This is a genomic window from cyanobacterium endosymbiont of Braarudosphaera bigelowii (assembly GCF_020885515.1).
Classification (GTDB): Bacteria; Cyanobacteriota; Cyanobacteriia; order Cyanobacteriales; family Microcystaceae; genus Atelocyanobacterium; species Atelocyanobacterium thalassa_A.
Genome location: NZ_AP024987.1, coordinates 1268207 through 1292793, shown reverse-complemented (window position 1 = coordinate 1292793; position 24587 = coordinate 1268207). Strand labels below are relative to the sequence as shown.

Genomic DNA, 24587 nt, shown 5'->3' with positions numbered 1-24587 from the left:
ACTGTTATAGTTAGCTTTAGCCACATAATAAGTTTACAACATCTACTATAGCATAACTGCATATTACTGTTTCTAAGTAAAGAAATAAATTTTTAATATAAATAGACATCATTTGATAGTCATAAAAAATATGAATTTTAATTTTTTATGATTATTAGTTACCTTATAAAATATATGAAAAATGATAAAATTATAAGAGTTATTTATCCTATACTTATCAAGCAGACTAAGATTTCAATTGAGGAGCAACTTAAATTATATGTATATTCCCAATTAACGAAACTTGGGAAGGTTAAAGATGTCGACTTTATTTGCTCGCAAAACTCTATTCCTATCAATCGTTTAAACTATTCTCTTATATCCTATTCTCATTCAGTTACCTATCGTTGCACTATTGCTTTCCAGTTAGCTAGTAGATCATCCTATCCAGCAATAATATTAGCTGAGGAAATTTTTGAATGGATAAAACAAAATTGTTCCTGTTTTTCAGTGGAAGATAGACAAGGAAACATAGAATATAATTCGAATATACGATATATGAGTTTTACTTTTAAATTAATTAAGCCAGGCTGGCTAGAATTTATACTAGATGATAAATGTTTATTTTTATGGTTGCGACATCAATATATTTCTCAAATATCAACATATTGTACTATTTATAGTAATAAGTTATATGACTCTCTACAGATTGTCCAATATGCCTATGCACGTTCTTGTGATTTGCTAGATTTAGCAAAAGAGCAAGGCATAATAACAGGATCAAACATTGATTTTTTAAATCACCAAAAGACTTTTAAGAATAAGGATTATATTTTTTCATATGATATAGAGCTTAAACAACTGCTATTAAATTCTTATACAGAAAGACAGTTAATTTCCCAAATTTTCACAGTATTAGATTCTCAAGTGAATAAGTCTGAAAAAGATAATATCAAGCAAACATTAATACTTAGCTATTATCTATTAGAGTTTGAACGTTCTTGTCGTATTTTTCCTTTTAAAAAATCAAAAAGTATAGAAAAATCTCAAGCAAGGCTAGGTCTAATAGTTATTACACAAGGTTTATTGCAAAAGGTATGTTTCAATAAACCTTGAAATACATTTTATACTTACCTCTAAAATTAAAAAAGACTTAAATAATACTTTAAGAGCAAATTTTTCATATACACTAATAGATGGTGTGAAGAGTAAACTAAAAGAAGAAGCCAAGACGAAACATGGAAAGTCTTGGACTTCTTCTTTATTAAAAAAAATAAATATTCTCATCTAATCTAACTTCTATTCATATTTGTTAGTAAAAATATTAAATTTTAGGATTCTACTTTTAGAACAACTTCTCTTTAAAATTTGTTTTTATTAATTTATTCAGAAAAAATATTTACTTTTGATTAACTCTGATCTTATAATCTTAAATTTTTTGCGTTTCAATTTTATCCTTTAGCACTTCACGAAAACGGATTTCGTCTCGGTGTGGATCAGAACGACTAACTTGAACATTAATTCGATCACCTAATCGAACTGAGCGTCCAAAATGATGAGGCAGCTCTAAGCCTAATTCCTCTAATAAAATTATTCCTAATCCTTCATCTTCCCGTAACCAGCGTAGTACTAAACCTTGCCAGACCTGATCAGCATTGCGTCGTAGAAATTCTAAGCCCCAATATCTGTTAGTTTGTCTTTCTACAAATGATGCCTCTTGTGCCGAAAGAGTTACACTATATAAGATGTTTTGCATCACATCTAATGTGAATGGCAATGACTGATTACGAAGATGAGCTTTGATTTGGAAATGAGTTAATAAGTCTGTATAGCGCCGTATTGGAGATGTTACTTGAGTGTAATAATTTAAGCCTAAACTTGAGTGACGATTTGGAATGGTTGCCATTTCCCCTTTAGGCATGCAACTGCGTAAGGCACATGATCTAACTGGTCCAGCAGGTAATAATAGCAGTTCTTCCTCGGAAGGTAAGTCTGGCTGAGGCTGTCCTCTAAAAGGAACAGGAATACTATTTTTTTGACAATAATCTCCAGCTACTTCACCAGCGAGGATCATCATTTCTGCTACCAATTGACGAGAAACAGATGTTTCCAATAAATCAATTACAATTTCATCTTCAGATTTAACCTTAATAGATGCCTCTGGCATTTTAATGGTAATTGATCCTTGAGATTTCCTCCAGCAACATCGTTGTTTTGCTGCTTTAGCTAAAATAGCCAATTCTGATTCAGCAGTTATGCCTAATTGCAAAATTTCATTAACATCGTTATAAGTTAAACGATAAGTAGGCTTGATAATACTAGTATGAATAGAGTAATCAAGAACGGCACCATCCTCATTCAAAATTACCCCAAAACTCAGCGAAGGACACAACTGACCTTGCCTTAAGCTCATAGGTCCAGTAGCTAATTCTGTCGGAAACATAGAGATTATTCCTGTAGGTAGATACAAGGTTGTACTTCGTTTCCTTGCTTCTAAATCAAGTTCGTCTCCTGGATTAACTAAATGAGTAGGATCTGCTATGTGTATCCATAGTTTAATAGTATTATCTTCTAAAAATTCTATACTTAGACCATCGTCAATTTCTTCAGTACTTTCATCATCTATAGTGTAGACTTTTAGATGAGTTAAGTCCATGCGTTCATTATCAGTGTTGAGGGATAGGTCTTGCAAAGAAAAAGAAACCACGTCTAGTACCTTTTTGGGAAAATTAATAGGATAAGAGCTACGCTTTAAGAATAAGTTTTCATTTGGGCTCCACCACCCAATACTTACTAAAAAATCGAACGCAGCATTTGGGCTTACAATTTGTCCTAGCTCCTTAAGAAGATCTTGTGCGTTTCGATGATTTTGATCAGGTTGTAAAACAAATTTTTCTAGTAATTCTAACTTACTACAATCCTTTTCAGTCCATATTATTTCTTCTCCAGCTATTCTACGATGAATATTATTTAAAAAAAACTCCTTATCTTTCTGGCGTTGATTTTCAATTTCAATTTGATGCTTAATTTCTTCAACTTGTCCAGGAGAACGAGCTTCATAGCTATCCCCTTTTTTCTTAAAGTAAATCTTATCATCAGAAAGTAACCGATAAGTGGCATAGAGAATTACAGGAGAACATGCAGAAAAAAGAAAGCTTGCCATTTCTTCTGGTGTGAAAGTTTTCTTTTCTTCTATTAATAGTTCCCAGGCTATTTCTAAATTAGATGGATCTAAACAAGACTTAGCATCTGTAATAAACTTAGGGATTTGGTTAGAAACATACGGTCCGCCCATCACTTCGTATTCTACTCTTTGTTGTCTTAACTTGTATGAGCTTCCTTCACTATCAACTACAATCCAATCTTTTTTTCCTTCTGGACGATCAACGACAGCTAAGCGACGTTCTCCGTTGACTCTAAACTCGATTAGTTTACCTTTTTCCACCCACTTCGTGCCTTAATTTTTAGTATTTGTCTTTAATTATTTATAATTTCATGCCTTCAATTGATTCCTGAGATTTGCTTCGATATTTAAGGGGTTAATTTTTGAGAGACATTCTGAAATATCAACCCCTGATATCTAAATAAGAGATAACATTAGGCTTCCTTATTAACAAAAGGTAATAAGGCCAGTATTCTTGCTCGTTTAACTGCTGTTGTTAGAGATCTTTGCTGTTTTGCTGTTAAACCTGTAATGCGTCGGGGAAGAATTTTGCCTCGTTCAGTAATAAACTTCCTAAGCAGTTCAGTATCTTTGTAATCTATTGGATCCTTAGGAGGAATAGGGGAAAGACGTTTACGATAATAGCTCATGCTTAACTTTCTTTATATTTTTTATTAAGATACTACTTAATTTCTTTATGAGTAGTATGTTTGTTGCAGTGGGGGCAAAACTTTTTAAGTTCTAATCGTGCAGTAGTATTCCGACGATTTTTACTGGTAGTATAACGATTAACCCCAGGTGAGCGTTTTGTTGTATTCGTTCGACATTCTGTACACTCAAGAGTAATGATAAGTCGAACACCTTTTTTACTAGCCATAATTTAACCTAACAACTTAAGCTATTAGTTTATATTTATACACAAGCTATTATAGTCTCATATTTTAGTTAAATTTGCAAGATTCAAGAAACAATTCAATTACTTAATATCTAAGATTTCTTATAAAAAGAAATCTTAGATATTAAAACTTTAGATATTTTTACTATATAAATAACGTCTCTGAATAATCAGGCACTATTTATATAGTAATTAACTAGAAACTATATTATAAAAATAAGTCAACTTAAATATATCTATACTTGGCTTATTTTTTTTAAAACATCTTGGGCATGAGTTTTAGTATTTATTTTCTCATCAACATGATCAATAATACCTGTTTCATTGATGATATATGTAACACGTCTAGAATAATTCTCTCCTGCAACATCATAAAGTTTAGTCAAAATTCCTTCTTCATCTGCTAAAAGTTGAAAAGGTAAATTGAATTTTTCCTTAAAAGTCTTATGAGATTCCTGACTATCCATACTGACACCAAAAATAATTATATTTCTATTTTGATATTTCTCATAATCATTTTGAAAACTTTGAGCTTCTTGTGTACAGCCAGGAGTATCATCTTTTGGATAGAAATATAGAACAACAATTTTACCCCTGTAGTCTGATAAGCAAATTTTTATTCCTTTCTCATCAAAGGCAGTAAAGTTAGGTGCAATAGTTTTAACGGCTAAAGTCATAATATTTCATTCATAAATAATAAAGTTATTAGTCTAAATATAAAACTTTACATGAAGATAGAAAACCTTTCATAATAAAAAATCTCTTTTTAATTAATAGCAATAAAAATTGTGACTTTATTTTTTAGTAACTTTGATACGAACAATTCAATGCTTCGGGCAGAGAGAGCATTGCTATGTTCCTCATTCTCTTTGGAATTATTTATAACAATGAAAAAACAAAGTGTTTCTTTCTCTACAATTATTGATACACGGATAAAAAATAAGAGATATACTCTCAAATTTTTGTCTGAACAACAAATAGATCAGAGATTAACATGGTTAATAAAAGTAGGTATCTTAAGAAGAGAAGTTGATGGACAAGGTATTACTGATGGCTTTCGCTTAACTCCTCTAGGGAAAAAAATAGTAGAAAAATGGCAAAATAAGAGAACAGATATTCATAAGCTGTCATTACTGGATCGAGTGTCTGATAGTTTCTTATATTATTTAAATTCCCTTATTTAGTATTTAATATGAAAAAGAATAATTTAAGTTACGGAGTTGAAAGTTTCTAATGAAAACCATCATGATCGTAGGAACTACATCTCATGCAGGTAAATCTTTTCTCACCGCTGCTATTTGTAGAATTTTAGCTCGTCAAGGATGTAAAGTCACACCTTTTAAGGGACAAAATATGGCACTTAATGCCTATGTTACCAAAGATGAAAAAGAGATTGGTTATGCCCAAGCTGTACAGGCTTGGGCCGCAAAAATTGAACCTAGAGTAGAGATTAATCCAATCTTGCTAAAACCACAGGGAAACATGACATCGCAAGTTATTCTTAATGGTGAAGTGATTGGAACAACATCAGCAGGAGATTACTATCAAAATTATTTCAAAATAGGATGGAAAGCTATTAAAACATCTCTAGAAATCTTAAAATCAGAGTTTGATTTTTGTATATGTGAGGGTGCAGGAAACCCAGCAGAAATTAATCTGAAATATAGAGATCTAACAAATATGAGAGTTGCTAAATATTTACATGCTCGTACCATACTGATAGTAGATATTGATAGGGGAGGAGCATTTGCTCATATTATAGGAACTTTACAGTTATTAGATAAAGCTGAACGTTCCCTTATTAAAGGTATTATTATCAACAAATTTCGAGGACAACGGCTACTCTTAAATTCAGGCATTAAGTGGCTAGAGAGCTATACTAAAATTCCTGTTTTAGGAGTAATTCCTTTAACAGATATTGTATTTTCTGCTGAAGATTCTCTGGATTTATTAAACAGAAATCTAGAAAAAAGTTCAAAAGACATTAATATTACAGTCGTAAGACTACCACACATAGCTAATTTCACGGATTTCGAACCTCTAAAATATGAAAATACTATTAACGTAGAATATATAAATTTAAATCAAGATATAGGTAATCCTGATGTTTTAATTATTCCAGGTTCGAAGACTACTATTAATGATTTAATTGCCCTTCATAAAAGTGGCATGACTATACGGATAAAAGAATATTTTAAAGAAGGAGGAGTTATATTAGGAATTTGTGGTGGATTTCAAATGTTAGGAGAAACAATTGTTGATTCTGATAAAATAGAAGGAGAACATGAAATATGTTTGGGTCTTAACTTACTGCCTATGGAGACTAAAATAACTTCTAAAAAGACAACACTTAGACGAGAAGTTATTTCAAACTATCCTCATGAAGGCCATAATGTAAAAGGCTATGAGATACATCAAGGAGTTACAAATTTTCTGAAAGATTCAGATATCGTGAAAAATAAGCAACTACATTACTTATTTGATGATCCTACGTTAGGAGTCGTTAACAAAAATTTGTCTATGTGGGGATGTTACTTACATGGAATTTTTGAGAATGGTATGTGGAGAAGAATGTGGTTAAATAGTCTAAGAAGGAGAAAGAAATTACCTCCCCTTTCAATAAAAGTTGAAGATTATGTAAAACAAAGAGAAAAAGCACTTGATGACATAGCAGATTTAGTTGAAAGCTTTATCGATTTAGCACCACTATTAAAATAGCTATTTAAGAAATACTTTATGAAAGTTCAAGTCACTTTTTTACCTGATAACATTACTATTGAAGCTGAAGTAGGAGAACCAATACTTGAAGTAGCAAAACGTGCTGGTATTAACATTCCTACTGGATGTTTAATGGGATACTGTCATGCGTGTGAAATAGAATTGGAGGAAGGTAATAATATGTGTGCTTGTATTAGTTCAATTCCTTCAGGAACTAACTATATAAATATTATTTTATATCCTGATACAGGATGGTAATTTTTAGTAAAGTTCGCTTGTATATCTAAAATCTTAATATTTAACACATAAAACTTATATTTCTTTAAAGATGAAATTTAATATTTTCTGTAGAGAAATAAAAAATATTAAATTATTATACTTTTCATTTCTCTACGATTTTAGAGTATAGTTTGTAACTTTATTTACAAAAACTAATATGTGCTAAGAAAACTATTTAACCAGCTTATATTTTAATTTCTTCTTTGACCAGTTTTTCCCATCCAAGTTCTTTTAAATTATTATTACGACGTAATGGACGAGTTACCAACTCCAGAATATCTCTAGTATTGGTAAATCCATGAATTTGTGCAAAAGTAAATTCAACTGACCATTTAGTGTTAATGCCTCTTGCCTCTAATGGGTTTGCATGAGCCATACCAGTAATAACCAAATCAGGTTTTGATTTGTAAATACGTTGAACTTGATTATAGTTATCAGGTTTTTCAACTATTGTTGGAATAGAGACTCCCATCTCATGACAAGTTTGTTCAAGCAAATCTAATTCTGCTTTTTGATAACGCTTATCCATATAGGGAATACCAATTTCCTGACAAGTCATACCACAACGTATTAGAAATCTTGCCAGAGAAATTTCTAATAAATTATCTCCCATAAAGAAAACTGATTTTCCTCGAATTAACTTAATATAGTCTTCTAAATTGTTCCAATTTTGTTCCTCTCTTTCTTTTAATCCCTTTGGTTCAATATTAAATACAGAGCAAATTTTTTCGATCCATGCACGAGTTCCATCTGGCCCTATTGGGAAGGGTGCACCAATTAACTTACATTTACGACGACGCATAAGAGTAGTGGCAGTCCTTGATAAGAAAGGGTTGATGCCACATACATAATATCCTTCGTCGATAATAGGTAATTCGGTATATCGCTTAGATGGTAACCATCCAGAAATTTTTACACCCTGCTTCTTTAATTCCAAAGTTAAATTAGTTACTACAGGATCGGGTAATGATCCAAATAAAACTAGAGGATGATGATCTATGTACTCAGACTCTTCTTTTGCTATTGTCTCTTTCTTTTTCCCAAAATTTAATAATTTGTAAATAGAATTCCTTTCTTCTTTTTCTTCTTCTTTTATAACTTTAGGACATTTATGAGCCATAGCAGCTAGTACAGTATCTTCGCCCTGGGTAAAAGCATAATCTAGTCCGTTGGCTCTTGCTGTTACAATAGGGATTCCTAGATCTGCCTCTAGCTGTGGTGCTAATCCTTCTAAATCCATTTTAATGATTTCAGTAGTACAAGTACCAATCCAAACAATTACGCTAGGGTTTCGATCCCGTTTAATTTGCAAACATAATCTTTTAAGTTCTTCATAATCCTTTAGCTGGGCAGAGATATCTCCTTCCTCTAATTCCGCCATAGCATAACGAGGTTCAGCAAAAATCATCACTCCCATCGCATTTTGTAAAAAATAGCCACAGGTTTTAGTTCCTATAACTAGAAAGAAACTATCTTCTATTTTTTGGTATAGCCAAGCAACACAACTAATTGGACAAAAGGTATGATAATTACCTGTTTCACATTCAAACTGTACCGATGTTGTTTCTGTTACAGAAGTCATTATTTATATTTCTCCTATTTTTAAGTTTTATATAAAACAATTTTTTTTACGATAAAGATAATCTTATTAAAATATCTCTATAAAATTTTTATTAAGATAATTTTAAGATGTGCACTTTAAAATCTTCTAAAGAATACTTGATAAAGTGCACTCTAAATCTAAACCATTATTAGGTCTAATTCTTGATCTTGAGTACCAGAAGATTGTTCAGGATTAAGATAAAAGTCAGATAATAAAGTAAATAATTCTCTATCTTGAGCATCGTTAGGTATAACTCCTTCAGGCATTGCCAATAATTGATCTGCAATATTTAAATAAAACTCACAAACATATTTAAGAGAAGGATCTTGATCAGCCATTTCAAATAAGGTTTTTCCTTTAACACGGGATACCCGAATTTCCTCAATAAGTGGAAGTATTTCTAATACAGGAATTGGCACTGATTCTATATATTTATCAATCAAGTCACGTTGAGAAGTACGATTTCCTATTAATCCGGCTAAACGTAATGAATGAGTTCTTGCTTTTTCTCTAACAGACGCTGCAATACGATTTGCTGCGAATAAGGCATCAAAACCATTATCTGTTACTATTAGGCAATAATCTGCATAATTTAGAGGTGCTGCGAACCCTCCGCATACTACATCGCCTAAAACATCAAATAGGATAACATCATACTCATCAAAAGCATTTAGCTCTTTTAGTAACTTTACAGTTTCGCCAACAACGTAACCTCCACAACCTGCTCCTGCGGGAGGACCTCCTGCTTCTACACAGTCTACTCCAGCATATCCTTTATAAATAACATCTTCAGGCCAAATATCTTCATAATGAAAATCTTTTTCTTGCAACGTGTCGATAATAGTTGGTATTAAAAATCCAGTTAAAGTAAAAGTACTATCATGTTTTGGGTCGCAACCTATCTGTAATACTTTTTTTCCTCTCTTAGCTAATGCTGTAGAGATGTTGCAGCTTGTTGTTGATTTTCCGATACCACCTTTTCCATAAACTGCAAGTGTTAAAGTCATTAATTAAATCTCCTATTTTTAACAGTGAAGTAAGATTTTAAGTCTGATGCTTTATAAAAAAGCAAATGTATAAGTCTTATTAATCAAATTATGGGGCAAAGAGCGAAGAATTCCAACGTAGGCTAAACATTAATTAATAAGTGTGCATTAGTAGTATAATTAATACAGCATTAAGAACATTTTTTGAGCGTATAGAAGATAATAAGCTTAAAAAATAGATAAAGTTTTTATTCCTAATAAAAAAAAGAATAAGATTTTAGATACAAAACTTCACTCTTATTTTTAAGATCTGATCATTAGTTCTTAGTGTGGTAGGTAATAATATACAGAAATAAACAAATAATTGCGTATATCATTATCTATTAAACAGTTAAGATCCCTCCTTGAAAAACAAAAATTATGAATTAGTTTACATATACATATAGAGAATAAGAAAAAATTAAAGACTACCTTAATAATTAGGATCCTGTTTTACAACAAAGAAATTGCAAACCTTAGAAAGATTAACTATTGCCTATTAAATTAAGAATAAAATATTAAAAATAAACAACTTGCGAAACTCATACAGGAAATTAAGAAAAATCTTACGTGAGTTTTGATATGGTTCAGACTAAATAATAGTAAAAAATAGACATCCATGAAAACTCTTGAATAATCTAAATAATAACTAAGTACTGTAAAACTGCTAAAAATAAATATAATTCCATAAAAAATATTGCAAATTTGTATTAATAGATTGTCTTTACTATTTTTTTTTATAGATAAAGGAATAATAATAAAGCTTGTAAGTAACAGGATAAACATATAAAGTTCAAACAAATTACTTGTATTTATTCCATTCGTTAGGATATTGATAAATTTATGAAAAATACCTAAAAAAGGAATACCAAAATTATCATCAATTCTTGTTTTTCCAGGTAAGTCTAAAAGTATTATGTAAAATGTCCATAGGATAGGAAGAATTATTCCATATAGTAAATACTTTATTTGTTTATGTTTATTTTCAAGAAGACTTGATATAAAAAGCGAAGCCCATACGACTAGCAGAGTCTCTCTAGTTAAACAACCTAATGAAATCATTAGAGCTGTACTTCTATAATTATTTTTATAATAATTATAGAGAGAAGTAACTAAAAATAGGCTACTAAGCAAGTCAGATGTTCCTAAAGATAGTACTATCCAAATACTTGGAATACATAAAGCCAATAAAGACTTGTATGAAGATACAATTTCTTTTTCTCTATAATGTAAGCTTATTACATAGACTATTAAAGTTATCGAAACAATGTTAATTCCAATCATTATATAAGGAATTAAAGACTTATTCCCTAATGCAAATAAATAACTAATTAATGGATATAAGATTCGTCGATAACGATATACTGGATGGTCAAGTGAATCTAGTGTTTCTGGATGATTTAAAAATGGATCGAGAGCTAAATTCAAAAATTGTTGACCATCATAACCAATTTCTTTTTGATAAATAAATAAATTGTTATGGTAAAGATAAGGCGAAATAGGCAAAACAGAACCAATGCGAAAAAATCCTGTAATATTCTTATCGAATTCAATAAAATAAAAATATGTAGCAACAGAAACTACTATAATTAGAGCAAAGATAACACTCAAAAATTCTGAAGATAATACGTTTCTAATTTTTTTTAACATTTTGTGTTAATTAATTTTTCTAGTTAAAGCTTTATAAAAAAAACTTAAATAAGGCTAACAATATATAGTTATAAAATAGTTATAAAATAGTTTAAAATTATTTAGAAAAGGAGCATTACTTTGTCTCATACTATTATTACCAAAGTTTGCGAAGGAGTTGCCGACTGCGCTGAAGCCTGTCCTGTTGCTTGTATTCATGAAGGCCCAGGTAAAAACTTGAAAGGAACTTCTTGGTATTGGATTGATTTCTCAGTCTGTATTGACTGTGGAATCTGTTTGCAGGTTTGCCCTGTAGAAGGTGCCATAATAGCTGAAGAAAAACCAGAATATCAAGAAATATCATGATATTATAACTTTCCTATCTATTACTCAGTATTTATAAAGCATAAGATATATTAAATCCTAAGTTATGAATTTGGATATATTATATATAGAAAGAAACCTGATTAAATAAAGAAACTTTATTTAATATTTTGTCAAACAACAAGTAAGTAAAGACCTTAAATTCTTACATATGTAAAGTATAAATATTTTACATAATGTTTATACTTTACATAATAATAAGCACTTTTATTATTACTAGATGTTACTCGGAATGATAAAAAAGCTTTGTGATTTTCTCTTAGAATTTATTTGAATAGTAATCATTGCTTATTTAATTATGAATACTGTTTTTTACTAGCTTTAAAAAAATTGAGATACTCTAACTCAAACTATTCTTTCATACTAAAATTTTATTAATACCTAAACATAGTTTCAGTGAGATTACAACAAATTGTGAAGTAAAATTTCTAATTAGATAAATCATGCGGTCCCTCAAGTCTAACTCTCAATGATTCCCTTGCTTGCTCTCTATCGTCAAAGTAAATCTTTTCCGTGCCTAAAATTTGATAATTTTCATGTCCTTTACCTGCAATCAAAATCCCATCTCCTGGATTAGCTTTCAAAATAGCTGTTCTAATGGCTTCGTTGCGATTACTAATTACCCAAAAATTTGTACATTGGGGTACACCTTTCAGTATATCGGATAAGATTTGCTCAGGCTCTTCAGTTCTAGGGTTATCAGAAGTTAGAACTGAAATATCAGCTAGTTCTGCAGATATTTTGCCCATTACAGGACGCTTAGTCCTATCACGATCACCACCACAACCAAAAACAGATATTATCTTTCCACTGACAAAAGGGCGAGTGGCTTTTAAAAGATTTTTTAAACTGTCAGGAGTATGAGCATAATCAACAATTACAGTAACATCCTGTACTTTACTAATTTGTATTTTTTCCATTCTTCCAGGAACACCAAGAAAATAAGGTAGTTTTTCAATAGCTATCTCTAAGTTGATATTTAATTGGAATAATGTCGCTATAGCAGCTAGCAAATTTGATAAATTAAATTTACCCACTAGAGGAGACTGAAATTCGTAACTTCCGATAGGTGTTTGTAATACTCCTTCAACTCGATCATGTTTATACTTAAGATTAGTTGTATAAAAATCAGCAAGATTATTTTCAATGCTATAGCTATATATTAACTGAGAATCTAAGCCCTGAATTAATCTTTCCCCATAAGGATCATCTATATTTATAATTGCTTTCCCCTGTAAGTATTCTGAGCTAAATAGTAACTGTTTTGCAAAGAAGTAATTTTCTAGATTTTTATGAAAATCAAGATGATCTTGTGTCAGATTAGTGAATATACTTACGTCAAAATTACATCCTTTCACTCTTCCTTGAATCAAAGCATGAGAACTTACCTCCATTACACAATATTGATTTTTATCAATTACTGCTTGAGATAACTGCGCTTGTAATTCAGGAGAGAAAGGAGTGGTATGGACTGAAGTTTGTTTGAAACCATTCCAGCGAGAATATAAAGTTCCGATAAGGGCAGTATCTTTTTGGCATTCAGTCAAAAAATATTCAATTAAATGCGTAGTAGTCGTTTTCCCGTTCGTACCTGTTACTCCTATCATTTTTAATTTCTTAGAAGGATAGGAATAAAAAGCTGCAGCAATTTCAGAGGCTGTAAGTATTACATCTTCAACAATAATTACACAATAAAGATCGTTTGCAGGAAATTTAATAGCTGCTTGGGGACTTATAACAGCTGCAACAGCACCAGCCTTTATTGCACTTTGCCAGAATTCACCTCCATCTACACGAGTTCCTGGCATACCAATAAAAATTTCTTCCTGTTTACAAGAATGAGAATTAGTAGAAATGCCTTCAACTTTTTTATTTAAAGCTTTATGCGTTGGTATTTGGATAATACTAGGAACTTTTTTCAACAGTTCGTACAGTTTTACCATAATTAATTTTTTGAAGTTTTTAAAACGTAAATATTTAGACTATTACCAATTTTTTAAGTTTCTATATTCAGAATAAAATTAATGATGCTTCTAAAAAAGAAGTCAAAAAAAATTAAGCATTCAATTCATGAATATTTTTATTATAAATAAACATCTCAATATATGAATTTTAATTAGAAATAAAACACATGGATAACATAAAATTATTTATTTAAAATACAAATTTTACAATATGTCTTTAACTTCGAATTTAATTGTATATTTACAAAAAGATTTTTAGTAAATATGTTAATTTATTCACATTATCCATATAGAACAATATGAATAAATTAGATCTTAAGGTATCAATCATATGACTTGTATGGAAAATAATTAATCAAGGCTTACAGTCTGCTATCAAAATATTAAAGTATGAATAAGATTAAAAATAATTTTATTCTTGTAATCTTACTTATATGCTTATTTCAATGTTAATATCTTGATTTACAGGATATATGATTACTATAAAGTTTTACTCGTTTTTTTTGGATAAAATATTTTTTAAGAATACTATCAATAACTTTTTAAAAATTATAATTAAATTATTAGGGCGAACAAATGAATGTTAATGAGCTTGTTACTATTTTAGAGAATAATTTCCAACAACAAAAATCGTATCTTAACTTATCACTATTAGATAGCATTAGCTCAATTAGTACAGACACTCGTAAAATTCGAAAAGGTGATGCATTCTTAGCATTATATGGAGAAAACTTTGATGGACATTTGTTTATTAGACAAGCAATAGAGAAAGGAGCAAGTGTTATTATTCTTGAAGAAGAAGCTATGGTAGATCCTATACATAAAATTTCACAAATAGTTGTTAGTAATACATTGGAAGCTTATCAGCAAATAGCAAGTTGGTGGAGAAATAAATACAAAATTCCTATTATTGCTATAACTGGATCGGTCGGAAAAACTACTACAAAAGAATTAATAGCAGCATCTTTAGCAACATATGGAAAAGTTCATAAAACTTATGCTAATTATAATAATGAAATTGGTGTACCACGTACTCTTTTAGGATTATCTGAGCACCATAACTTTGCTGTAATTGAAATGGGTATGAGGAACTTAGGAGAAATTCGTTTATTAACAAAAATAATTAAACCTAGTATTGGCATTATTACTAATGTTGGAACAGCTCATATTGGAAGATTAGGCTCTAAAGAAGCTATTGCCCAGGCAAAATGTGAATTATTATCTGAGATGCCATCTGATAGCATAGCTATTCTTAACCATGACGATGAGTTACTTATTAAAACAGCATCCCAAGTATGGAAAGGTAAAACACTTACTTATGGTTTAGATCAAGGAGATGTTATTGGAAAATTAGTAAATGATAAAACTTTGAAAGTTGAGGATATGAATTTTCCTTTGCCTTTAGTTGGTCGCCATAATGCCATTAATTATTTAGCATCTTTAGCAGTAGTTAAAAGCTTAAGTTTAGATTGGAAAATGCTTACAAAACAGATTAAAGTTGAAATTCCTCAAGGTCGATCACAAAAATATAGTTTACCAGGAGATATCGTTTTATTAGATGAGACATACAATGCAGGCTTAGAATCAATGAAAGCATCTTTGCAAATGCTTAAAGATACTCCAGGAAAAAGGCATATTGCTGTTTTAGGTGCAATGAAAGAATTAGGTGCAAATTCTTCTCAATTTCATCGTGAAGTTGGAGAAACAGCACAAACATTAAAAATTGACATACTCTATATACTAATTAGTGATGATGAAGCTCAGGCTATTGCTGATGGAGTTCAAGATATTGAGGTAAATTGTTTTTTAAATCAAAAAAAATTACTAGAACAATTAATTAGCGAAGTTAAGGATGGGGACCGTGTACTCTTTAAGGCTTCTAACTCTGTTCATCTAAAATTATTAGTTGAACAAGTTTATCAACATTTTATGTAAATTTTAATAATAAAACCATAGGATTCTAAAAATACTAAATTTTAGCTATAAGATAAATTAAATTTATACAATTTATTTTAGGTTAGGTTTATAGGTAAACATTCTAGTAATTAATTTCCAAACAGGATTTAAAGAATTAATAAAATAATTTTATATGTAATCTATTTAATTAAATTATTTAGATTACATATTGTCCATATTCTTCGAACTTTTGTTATATATTAGGAAAGTCTTTAACAAGGAGTTGCAAAATAAGATGACTGGGAAAGAATTATATGAATTGCTTTATAGTAAATGGAATAAATCTTATGATATTCAGCTAAAAAAAGTCAAAGAACAAATTTTCTGTCAAATAATGTGGAAGTATCTTGAACAAGCATCTTTCCCAATGACTGAACAAGAATATTTTAAGCATTTTGATGCTGTGGCGAATTATATAACTGCTTGGGGTAGTGAACAAGAGATTATTGCATATGTACAAACTACGAAAGAACGACCTCGTTTGGGGAAAGCTGTTAGTATTCCCTTAAGTTTCAAGGATAAGGACTCTGAATGGACTTTAGATAATTAATTCCTAGTTATTTTATTTTTCTTTAAATATATTTAATAAAATCATTGTTTTATGGAATGGTTCACTATTTTCTTATCCAGTTTAATTACAGCTGTTTCTCCTGTTGGATTTATTATTGATAATGTTATTCAAAATGAATTACGTTCTCAAATTGTAAATGTAGAAAAACTGTCAGTCCGTGTTAATAGTACTCCAAGCTACAAAGTAGTGAACGGTAAATTTGATAATATTTCTATTGCAAGCCGTAAAGCCGAAGTTATTAAAAATCTTAAGATAGATTCCTTTGAGCTAGAAACTGATCCAATTGATATTAATATTGATCAAATTCAACAAGGAGGAAAAGTCAAAAACTTCAGATCATTTTTTAATAAGCCACTTCAAGGTGCTTTTAAAATCACAATAAAAGAAGAAGATTTTAATCAAGCATTAGAATCACAGAATATTAAATCTAAATTGCAAGAATTGATCAATGATTTATTACCTCGTCAAGCTCCTCAGTTCAAAATAGTTGCATTACGTATAAATTTTATCAGGAAGGATTATTTAGGCTTAGAAGTTGAATTAGAAGAAGATTCAGCCTCTAAGGAAACAAAAAATGAACTAATAATTACGACAGAAGTTGGCTTCGAGATAGAAAAAGGATATTTAATAAAGTTAACAAATTTGAATGCTACTCTTAATAAGAGAAAACTGTCAAAACGTTTTTTGAACTTTTTAACAATAGGGATTAATGAAAATTTGAACTTGAAGACCCTTGAAAAACAAGGGATAGTAGCGAGAATTTTAAATCTGCAAGTCGATGACAATATGTTGAAAGTTGCCATTTTCTTTCGTTTTGACCCACTTTTATAAAGTTTATCAAAATTAATTTTCTATTTAATTAGACAATAACAATTATATTTACTTTTATAGGCAGATTATTGTTAAGTTAATACATGATAGAACCTCCTTTTAAAAGGAAGCACTTACTAATAAAACAATAGTTTTGCAGAAAAAATTATCAAACTTTAGATTCAAAAACTAAGAAATTTGCTAACTTTTTTAATTTATTAAAACTTTTATGGCATTATATCAGTTAGTAATATTTTATAAAGTTATAAATTTCACTTATTATTTAAAAAAATTTTATTTAATCTTTTTTAGTTACTAGGGTCTATTAAATGTAAACAATTTTTTATTCTTGCTTAATGATTTCACTGAAACATAGATTTAACTTATTAAAAGCTTGCATTGGGTCGTTAGTAATTAACCTTTATATTGCTCCACTTAGTGTTTATGGAAATGTACAAAGTTCTTCGAACCAATATAGTGTTTGTATTAACCAATTAAAAAAATTCTCGATATCAGGAGAAGATGCAGCAACTGCTTGTTCTGATGCACTGATTCCTAAAGAGCTATCTCAATGTGTCAGTATCATAGGAAATATAAGCCAAATTGATGGAAGTGATTCCTTAAGAGCATGTTTTCAGGTAAGAAGACCTATAGATCTAGGAAACTGTGTCGTTAGCATTCATAGGATATTGCCTAATCAAACAGACATTAATTCTAATGTGGACAAGAATTTAATAAACTCATTGACTTTATTAGATTCTTGTCGTTCTAGCCTAAATCCAGGACTCTATGCTGAATGTGTAATTGCTACAGTAAAAGAAGTAAAAGATATTACTCATATCAAAGCAATGTCTATTTGTTTAACAACAGAAAGTATATTTTAAATATATTTTCTGTTATAAATATTAATTTTCTTATTTAGATCTATTTCGATATAAAAAATTGAACGTTAGTATGAGAGTTTTATTAGTAGGTTTTAGTGGCTTGTTAATGGGCTTAGCTACTGCCCCATTCTCTAAGTTTTATTTTGCATGGGTATCATTAGTTCCACTATGGACATTTATAATATCTGAAAAAACTAAATACATAAGCCATAGAGATATAAAAAGCAAGAAAAGTAGATTAAAGTCAAAAACAAAAATTAGTGAAATAATTTTAGGAGCTATAGCTTGGGGCTGTTCATATCATGGTTTTAGTTTATTTTGGATAACAAGCTTGCATCCTGTCACATGGATAGGAATTTCCTGGATATCAAGTCTTATAATAACAACTTCTTGTTGGTTGTTAGTAACATGCTGGGGAATTATATTAGTACTTGTTTGGTCATGCCTTATGCTTTGGTATAATATTAATTATATACAAGAAATTAATTGCAAAAAAACAAAAAAAAAATCTCTTAAAGACACTGAAGTTTTGACTTCTTCCTTGACTCAATCTTTTAGAAGAATTGTTTTTGGAGTTGCAATTTGGTGTCTCTTAGAGATGATTTGGAATCAAAGTCCTTTGTGGTGGACTTCTTTATCTTATACACAAAGTCCAGATAACCTAGCTATTTTACAATTAACAAAGCTTTCAGGTCACTCAACAGTAACAGCTCTAATTATTGCAATTAATGGTTTAATATCAGAATCAATACTAGTAATTGATAAAAATAAAAAGCAATTTTTATTTTTAATTTCTTTAAGCGTAATTATCATATCTTCTTCACATTTATATGGCTTGTTTTTATATAATCACAGAGTTTTAGATTTTAATGACAAAAAAATTAAAATTGGAATAATACAAGGAAATATTCCTAACACTATTAAGTTGAATCATGAAGGAAAAATTAGGGCCCTTAAAAATTATAGTAACGGCTACGAAATTCTAGCAAACAAGAAAGTCGATTTAATAATAACTCCAGAAGTTGCTTTACCTTTTAACATACAATATATCCTCAGGAACAGCTTGTTGCATGAAAAAGTTATAGAACATAGAGTTCCTATTATTCTAGGTGCATTAGGCGGTAAAAAAGCTGGCTATACTAATAGTCTTTTCACCATAGTAGAAAATGGAAAAATATTAAGTCGCTTTGATAAAGTTAAATTGGTTCCATTAGGAGAATATATTCCTCTAGAGAATATTTTAGGAAAACTCGTTTATAGCTTATCTCCATTAGAAAACCACTTAATTGTAGGAGAAAATAAGCAAATTTTTGACACCTCTGTAGGCCAGGCTATTATAGGTATTTGTTACGAATCTGCATTTAGTGAATACTTCCGATATCAAACAAGTTTAGGAGGAGAATATATAATCACAGCTTCTAATAATGCTCATTTTACTCAGATTATGTCTGCTCAGCATCATTCCCAAGATGTAATTCGTGCGATTGAAACTGATAGATGGATGGCTAAGGCAACTAACACGGGTTACTCTGCTATTATCAACCCTAATGGAGATAGCCTGTGGATATCGAAAATGAATACATATGATATACACAAAGGAGTAATTTATGCGAGGAACACACTAACTTTATATGTAAAAATGGGTGATTGGTTGACAATCACATTGAACCTCATAGCGATTACACCATTGTTAAAAGATTTTCTTGTTGCCATTAAAGTGTAAATATTCTACTATTGGTTAGTTGCTAGCATTGTATCTGGCTAGTAAATAGTTTTCAAATATAATGAAGCATCATACTTTCTGAGACTTTTAAAATATTATTTAACATTAATAGCTCCTCAACTATAATTAGCTATATAAAGTATCTAAAATAATGTAAATTTTGAATGAAAACTATTTTGAACTTTATATAATTGAATCATACTAATATATCTATACTCTTAGTAAAATATAGTTTAAGTAATTAGTGCTATATAATAACTGATAGACTAAATAAAAAATTGTGTATGCCTTGGAATTCAAATAAGTATGGTTCTCCTGATATATCTAATTCATATAAAAGTTTATTAGTAATAATCTGGGAAAATATGCAGATATTACTAATTGCTATTGCTTTAGCTTTTTTTATTCGTACATTCATCGCCGAACCTCGTTATATTCCTTCTGAATCCATGTATCCTACTTTAAAAGTAGGTGATCGACTAATTGTTGAGAAAGTTTCTCGCTATTTTTATGATCTTAAAGCAAAAGATATAGTAGTTTTCAAGCCTCCAGTGCAACTAAAACTGCAAGGATATAAAAATAATCAAGCTTTTATTAAAAGAGTAATTGCTGTGGGTGGAGAAACTGTAAAGGTCAAAGATGGAAAAGTTTATATTAATAATATTTTATTAGAAGAGAAATATATTTTACAAAAACCATACTATGATTTACAACCAGTTACAGTACCCAAGGGATATCTTTTCGTTATGGGAGATAATCGCAATAATAGTAACGATTCCCATGTTTGGGGTTTCTTATCAGAAAAGAATATTATAGGGCGTGCTATTTTTCGTTTTTTTCCTCTCAAACGTATTTCTATTCTTTAATATTAAAAAGTCATTTATTATGATAGGTTGACTTTAAATGTAATATTTTATTAGATTCGTCAACGAATTCCCACTGTTCTAGTTTCTCGCTTTTTAATGCTTGAAATTGTTTTTCTAATAAATCGATTCTATCCAATAATAATCTAATCACTTTTGCTTCTGAATCAGGAAGATTACCATGTTCAAGAGGATTAACTCGTACTCCTGACTGATAAACTATTTTTCCTGGGATACCAACAACAGTACAATCTGAAGGTACATCACGTAATAAAACAGAACCAGCTCCTATTCGAACATTATCTCCTATATTTAGATTTCCAAGAACTTTTGCTCCTGCACCTATAACTACATTTTTGCCAATAGTTGGATGTCTTTTACCACTTCCTTTCCCTGTTCCACCAAGAGTAACACCTTGATAAATTAAACTATAATCTCCTATTTTCGCAGTTTCTCCAATAACTACACCCATTCCATGATCAATAAATACTCCAACACCAATTTGAGCTGCTGGATGAATTTCAATTCCAGTAAAAAAGCGTGCAAAATGAGAAATTAATCTTGGTAAGAATAGAATATTTAATTTATCTAACCAATGAGCAAAACGATATAAGATAATAGCTTGTAACCCAGGATAGCAGAAAAGAACTTCTAGCCAATTACGAGCTGCAGGATCTCGATCAAAAATTATACGAAAATCAGTAACTATAGTAGATAACACAAGACTGAACTTTTTGACTAAGAGTATATATCCAGCATCTATTTTACCATTAGAATACTAGAAAAAAAAAATTAGTTAAATAACTTTAAGAAGAGTCAATTGTTAAAAAAATTAAATGCAAAATGCTGCTAATAAGAGTAATATATTTAAACATTTAAATAATATTTTTGCTTTCTAAAATTGAAATTAGCTCATCTTAAGATTTTACTTAAGCTGTTATCTTTTACTACACCTCTAAAAGAAGGTATATGAGCTTAGACTAATCTGATCTTTTTTTTTACCCTATTTAAGTTTAGACAATTCTTCCTGAATATTTTCATTATTTTTTAGTTTAGTAAACTGTTTTCCCTAAATATCAGGCTCCTTTTTCATATTTATAATTGCTGATCCTGCTTCTAATTTCATAATGTTATTGTCAATTATTTCAAGTAAATTATTTGGGCTATTTTCTTCAAAATTATTTAATATTTCACTGAGATTTTTCGTTGCATTTGCTGAACGTAAACGCGCGAGATAAATATTTTTTTTTGTTTTTACTTCTTGTCCCTTATTTTCTAATACTCGTAATTTTTCTTTGAGTTCTTGAATCATTACTTTTTGACCTTCTAATTCAGTTTTGATATTATGATTTTGCTTCTGGTAAGATTGGCGATCTATCAATAACTTCTTTGCTAAAGAATCGTTGTCTTGAGATATAGCTAATTCAGCTTTTTGATATAATCTATTAGATAAGTTTTCATAGTGTGATAGTTGACGTTCTGAAAACTTATAACTGGCAATTGTTTCTGCTAACGCTCCTCTCATATTAATTAGTTCATTCTCTATCTGCATAGTTGCCATTTCTAAAATTTTTTCAGGACTATTTAATTTATTTGTCCATCTGTCCATTCTCTTTTTTATATTAAGACCAACTTTCCGAAACCATTTCATTCTTACTCTCCTGACATTTTATATTTGATAATTATAATCTTTATCAAAAAGCTAATGTAAGATCAATCATATTAATTTCTAATATTTGTAGAAAAAATTTAATCATTGCTTAAATTTCATAAACAATATCTCTTTGATATAGTCTTACTTATTTTCATAAGAAATAAGGGATAAAAACAATGATTAATAAGTAATTGTGAAACTATATATGTCTGAATTTAATTGCTAAAAAATTCCTATATATTATTAAATAATATAGCATCTAGGAAATAGTTTATCATCTCTAAAAAATTAAGATTAATGATAAATAAAAAATACATTCAATATAATTTGTTCTAATAATTCTCTTAAAACTGCTATTCTATACTAGGTATTTCTATATAGTTCATTTCTTCGAGCTTCTTCAAAATTTTATCAACACTTTCTTCAAGTGTTTCAACATCTGTGCGACAATCTACTTCAGGTTTTAAAGGAGCTTCATAAGGATCATCAATTCCGGTAAATGATTTAATTTCACCAGCTCTAGCTTTTTTATATAGTCCTTTTACATCTCTAGTTTCACAGATTGTTAATGGTGCATTAATAAATACTTCAACAAAATTTCCAATTTTCTCTCTAATTTCATTACGAATATTTCTATATGGTGAAATAGCGGCAACCAAAACTATTACATTATTACGTGTTAATAATTGACAGACAAAACCAATACGACGAACATTAGTATCTCGATCTTCTTTGGAAAATCCCAGTCCTTTTGTTAAATTAGTTCTTACTACATCACCATCTAATATCTCCAGTGAATAGCCAAAACTTTTTAATTTTTTTTCTAAGGCGTCAGAAATAGTAGATTTCCCAGCTCCGCTTAATCCTGTTAACCAAACAGTTACACCATTTTGTCTCATACAGATTTCGATCAACTCTTAGTTGATAATATAAACAACTATCGACACTACATTAAATGTGAACTAATAGCAATATTTTGAATTTTTTACTAAGATAATTTGATTTGAATTAATGATATAAATATTAAAGCTTCTTTGTCATTTTGAATAATACTTTAAAAATAGTCAATTTACTGATAAAACAATTAGAATTTATCCATTATTAAGAAATATAAGATTTCTTCAATATATTTTTAATTAGTTATCTATTATGTAATTATTGTTGTTATTAGAAATAAGGTATGATTATCAGCAAACAAAAAAGTAACATAAGGAAAAATTTTAACTACTACTTTTATCTACGGTTAGCTCTCAACAAAAAAACTGGATTTATTGGGTATAAACGAGTTAAATTAGCGATAGCTAGAGATCTGGACAGCTGAATACTCAGAAGAGTATAGTTCCAGGAATTATTCTTTAACCAATTTATACTCATTCCTAAATTTTCTACGGTTGCCAAAGAAATAGTTATAATGCCGTTTTCCTTTAATTTTTGTTGACAAATTTCTAAAATTTCAATCAATTTTCCTCCGCTACCTCCTATAAAGATCCTATCAGGACTGGGAAGTTCATATAACTCTTGGAGATTAGTTAATGCGAAAGGAACTACGTTATAAGTTCGAAATCTTTTACAATTTTTAGTAATTATATTAATACCTACTGCAGTTTTTTCAATCGCATAAACTTTTGATGTATTTGACAAACGAGATATTTCTATAGAAACTGAACCTGTTCCTGCACCTATGTCCCAAATAACTTGTTTTGGTTGTAAACTTAATTCTCCTAATATAGCTATTCGGACTTCGCGTTTTGTCATAAGTCCTGGACGATCTTTAAACGTTAAGAAATGCTCATCTCTAATACCTAGGACAGGTAATTGCGCGTATTCTTGTGTGTTTAAAGCAATATTGTTATTTTCTAGAAAAATAACAATATTTAAAGAGGAAAATTCATACTGTTTAAGATCAGCTAGTTTTTGAGGTGAAAAACAATTAATTTTTTGATCAACTCTACCTAAATTCTCACATACCCAAACATCATAGCTTTTAAGAAGGCTTAAGCTTAAATAAATACTGGCAATTATTTGTGGACTATTATAGTTGTCAGTAAGAATAGCAATTTTCTGCTTCCCTTTTTTAAAACTAAGAATTAATTCATCTAAATTGCGACCATGAATACTAATAAGTTGGGCATCATGCCAAGGAACTTTTATATAACTAAATGCTAGCTGAATTGATGTCAGATTTGGATAAAATTCTAAATCTTTTTTATTGATCTCTTGTAATAGTAGACGTCCTAGGCCAAAAAAGAGGGGATCTCCACTAACTAAAACAACGATAGATTTATTATCTTTACTGAGTTTTTTTAAAACTTTTATATCTTTAATAAAATTTTCTAAAGCGATTGTAGTCCCAGAATAGTCAGAAAAATATTTAAGATGTCGCTGGCTGCCTATCAAGATAGAAGTATTTATTACGATGCTTTTAACTTCTGTCGTTAAGCTATCTTTCCCATTTAATCCAATTCCTACAACCCTAATCATTATTAT

General features: G+C 29.6%; 23 protein-coding genes. 11 read left to right on the top strand and 12 right to left on the bottom strand.

All coding sequences use genetic code 11. From position 1 onward, the window contains the following. Positions 1 to 174: 174 nt before the first annotated feature. Positions 175 to 1095 carry a hypothetical protein gene (locus LPC16_RS05365; protein ID WP_229637166.1) on the top strand — a complete coding sequence of 307 codons (921 nt, stop codon included), beginning with the start codon at positions 175 to 177 and terminating at the stop codon, positions 1093 to 1095. A 313-nt stretch (positions 1096 to 1408) separates the two neighbouring features. Here the strand turns inward: LPC16_RS05365 and LPC16_RS05360 are convergent, their stop codons facing one another. From LPC16_RS05360 to LPC16_RS05345, 4 genes are all read right to left on the bottom strand, one after another. Beyond that, positions 1409 to 3424 carry a ribonuclease catalytic domain-containing protein gene (locus LPC16_RS05360; protein WP_229637164.1) on the bottom strand — a complete coding sequence of 672 codons (2016 nt, stop codon included), beginning with the start codon at positions 3422 to 3424 and terminating at the stop codon, positions 1409 to 1411. Positions 3425 to 3576: 152 nt separating this feature from the next. Continuing rightward, a complete protein-coding gene (gene rpsR / locus LPC16_RS05355; RefSeq protein WP_040055066.1) occupies positions 3577 to 3792 on the bottom strand; it encodes a 30S ribosomal protein S18 in 216 nt (71 codons plus the stop codon). A 32-nt stretch (positions 3793 to 3824) separates the two neighbouring features. Beyond that, entirely contained in the window at positions 3825 to 4019 is a 195-nt protein-coding gene (rpmG, locus tag LPC16_RS05350) for a 50S ribosomal protein L33 (protein WP_229637163.1), read from the bottom strand. 254 nt (positions 4020 to 4273) lie between these two features. After that, on the bottom strand, positions 4274 to 4714 hold the full coding sequence (locus LPC16_RS05345; protein ID WP_229637162.1) for a peroxiredoxin: 441 nt from the start codon (positions 4712 to 4714) through the stop codon (positions 4274 to 4276). A gap of 150 nt (positions 4715 to 4864) precedes the next feature. On the opposite strand from LPC16_RS05345, the gene LPC16_RS05340 reads away from it, so the two are divergent. From LPC16_RS05340 to LPC16_RS05330, 3 genes are read left to right on the top strand one after another with little or no spacing between them, the layout of a single operon-like run. After that, positions 4865 to 5221, top strand: a complete 357-nt coding sequence (locus LPC16_RS05340; protein WP_407084201.1) for an Npun_F0494 family protein — start codon at positions 4865 to 4867, stop codon at positions 5219 to 5221. 49 nt (positions 5222 to 5270) lie between these two features. Further along, positions 5271 to 6755, top strand: coding sequence for a cobyric acid synthase CobQ (gene cobQ / locus LPC16_RS05335; protein ID WP_229637153.1), 1485 nt, complete (start codon positions 5271 to 5273; stop codon positions 6753 to 6755). Positions 6756 to 6773: 18 nt separating this feature from the next. Then, positions 6774 to 7013 carry a 2Fe-2S iron-sulfur cluster-binding protein gene (locus LPC16_RS05330; RefSeq protein WP_229637142.1) on the top strand — a complete coding sequence of 80 codons (240 nt, stop codon included), beginning with the start codon at positions 6774 to 6776 and terminating at the stop codon, positions 7011 to 7013. Positions 7014 to 7218: 205 nt separating this feature from the next. Here the strand turns inward: LPC16_RS05330 and LPC16_RS05325 are convergent, their stop codons facing one another. From LPC16_RS05325 to LPC16_RS05315, 3 genes are all read right to left on the bottom strand, one after another. Next, the gene (locus LPC16_RS05325) at positions 7219 to 8616 is read right to left on the bottom strand and encodes a ferredoxin:protochlorophyllide reductase (ATP-dependent) subunit N (RefSeq protein ID WP_229637140.1); all 1398 of its coding nucleotides are present in this window, start codon (positions 8614 to 8616) and stop codon (positions 7219 to 7221) included. A 158-nt stretch (positions 8617 to 8774) separates the two neighbouring features. Next, positions 8775 to 9644: a ferredoxin:protochlorophyllide reductase (ATP-dependent) iron-sulfur ATP-binding protein gene (gene bchL / locus LPC16_RS05320; protein WP_040055060.1), complete on the bottom strand. Its 870-nt coding sequence runs from the start codon at positions 9642 to 9644 to the stop codon at positions 8775 to 8777. Positions 9645 to 10166: 522 nt separating this feature from the next. Then, the gene (locus tag LPC16_RS05315; RefSeq protein ID WP_229637133.1) at positions 10167 to 11312 is read right to left on the bottom strand and encodes an AZOBR_p60025 family cell surface glycopolymer formation protein; all 1146 of its coding nucleotides are present in this window, start codon (positions 11310 to 11312) and stop codon (positions 10167 to 10169) included. Positions 11313 to 11432: 120 nt separating this feature from the next. On the opposite strand from LPC16_RS05315, the gene LPC16_RS05310 reads away from it, so the two are divergent. Then, complete coding sequence (locus LPC16_RS05310; RefSeq protein ID WP_229637132.1) at positions 11433 to 11657, top strand: ferredoxin family protein; 225 nt, start codon at positions 11433 to 11435, stop codon at positions 11655 to 11657. A 446-nt stretch (positions 11658 to 12103) separates the two neighbouring features. On the opposite strand, the gene LPC16_RS05305 is transcribed toward LPC16_RS05310, so the two are convergent. Continuing rightward, positions 12104 to 13618 (bottom strand): UDP-N-acetylmuramoyl-L-alanyl-D-glutamate--2,6-diaminopimelate ligase, encoded by a 1515-nt coding sequence (locus tag LPC16_RS05305; protein WP_229637127.1) that lies wholly within the window; start codon positions 13616 to 13618, stop codon positions 12104 to 12106. 597 nt (positions 13619 to 14215) lie between these two features. Between LPC16_RS05305 and LPC16_RS05300 the strand changes: the two genes are divergently transcribed. The 6 genes from LPC16_RS05300 (at position 14216) to lepB (ending at position 20449) form a co-directional block, all read left to right on the top strand. After that, positions 14216 to 15574 (top strand): UDP-N-acetylmuramoyl-tripeptide--D-alanyl-D-alanine ligase, encoded by a 1359-nt coding sequence (locus LPC16_RS05300; RefSeq protein WP_229637125.1) that lies wholly within the window; start codon positions 14216 to 14218, stop codon positions 15572 to 15574. A gap of 256 nt (positions 15575 to 15830) precedes the next feature. Continuing rightward, positions 15831 to 16145: a DUF3067 family protein gene (locus LPC16_RS05295; RefSeq protein WP_040055055.1), complete on the top strand. Its 315-nt coding sequence runs from the start codon at positions 15831 to 15833 to the stop codon at positions 16143 to 16145. Positions 16146 to 16196: 51 nt separating this feature from the next. Then, complete coding sequence (locus tag LPC16_RS05290; RefSeq protein WP_040055054.1) at positions 16197 to 16997, top strand: LmeA family phospholipid-binding protein; 801 nt, start codon at positions 16197 to 16199, stop codon at positions 16995 to 16997. 335 nt (positions 16998 to 17332) lie between these two features. Continuing rightward, on the top strand, positions 17333 to 17860 hold the full coding sequence (locus LPC16_RS05285; RefSeq protein ID WP_229637124.1) for a hypothetical protein: 528 nt from the start codon (positions 17333 to 17335) through the stop codon (positions 17858 to 17860). A 70-nt stretch (positions 17861 to 17930) separates the two neighbouring features. Continuing rightward, positions 17931 to 19583: an apolipoprotein N-acyltransferase gene (gene lnt, locus LPC16_RS05280; RefSeq protein WP_229637122.1), complete on the top strand. Its 1653-nt coding sequence runs from the start codon at positions 17931 to 17933 to the stop codon at positions 19581 to 19583. A gap of 284 nt (positions 19584 to 19867) precedes the next feature. Beyond that, entirely contained in the window at positions 19868 to 20449 is a 582-nt protein-coding gene (gene lepB, locus LPC16_RS05275; protein ID WP_229637120.1) for a signal peptidase I, read from the top strand. A gap of 10 nt (positions 20450 to 20459) precedes the next feature. On the opposite strand, the gene cysE is transcribed toward lepB, so the two are convergent. The 4 genes from cysE to cbiE form a co-directional block, all read right to left on the bottom strand. Continuing rightward, positions 20460 to 21167, bottom strand: coding sequence for a serine O-acetyltransferase (cysE, locus tag LPC16_RS05270; RefSeq protein WP_040055050.1), 708 nt, complete (start codon positions 21165 to 21167; stop codon positions 20460 to 20462). Between the two features lie 348 nt (positions 21168 to 21515). After that, positions 21516 to 22097 carry a PspA/IM30 family protein gene (locus LPC16_RS05265; RefSeq protein ID WP_229637118.1) on the bottom strand — a complete coding sequence of 194 codons (582 nt, stop codon included), beginning with the start codon at positions 22095 to 22097 and terminating at the stop codon, positions 21516 to 21518. A gap of 356 nt (positions 22098 to 22453) precedes the next feature. Next, entirely contained in the window at positions 22454 to 22999 is a 546-nt protein-coding gene (gene cysC / locus LPC16_RS05260) for an adenylyl-sulfate kinase (protein ID WP_040055049.1), read from the bottom strand. Between the two features lie 334 nt (positions 23000 to 23333). Next, positions 23334 to 24581 carry a precorrin-6y C5,15-methyltransferase (decarboxylating) subunit CbiE gene (cbiE, locus tag LPC16_RS05255; protein ID WP_229637116.1) on the bottom strand — a complete coding sequence of 416 codons (1248 nt, stop codon included), beginning with the start codon at positions 24579 to 24581 and terminating at the stop codon, positions 23334 to 23336. Positions 24582 to 24587: the final 6 nt, after the last annotated feature.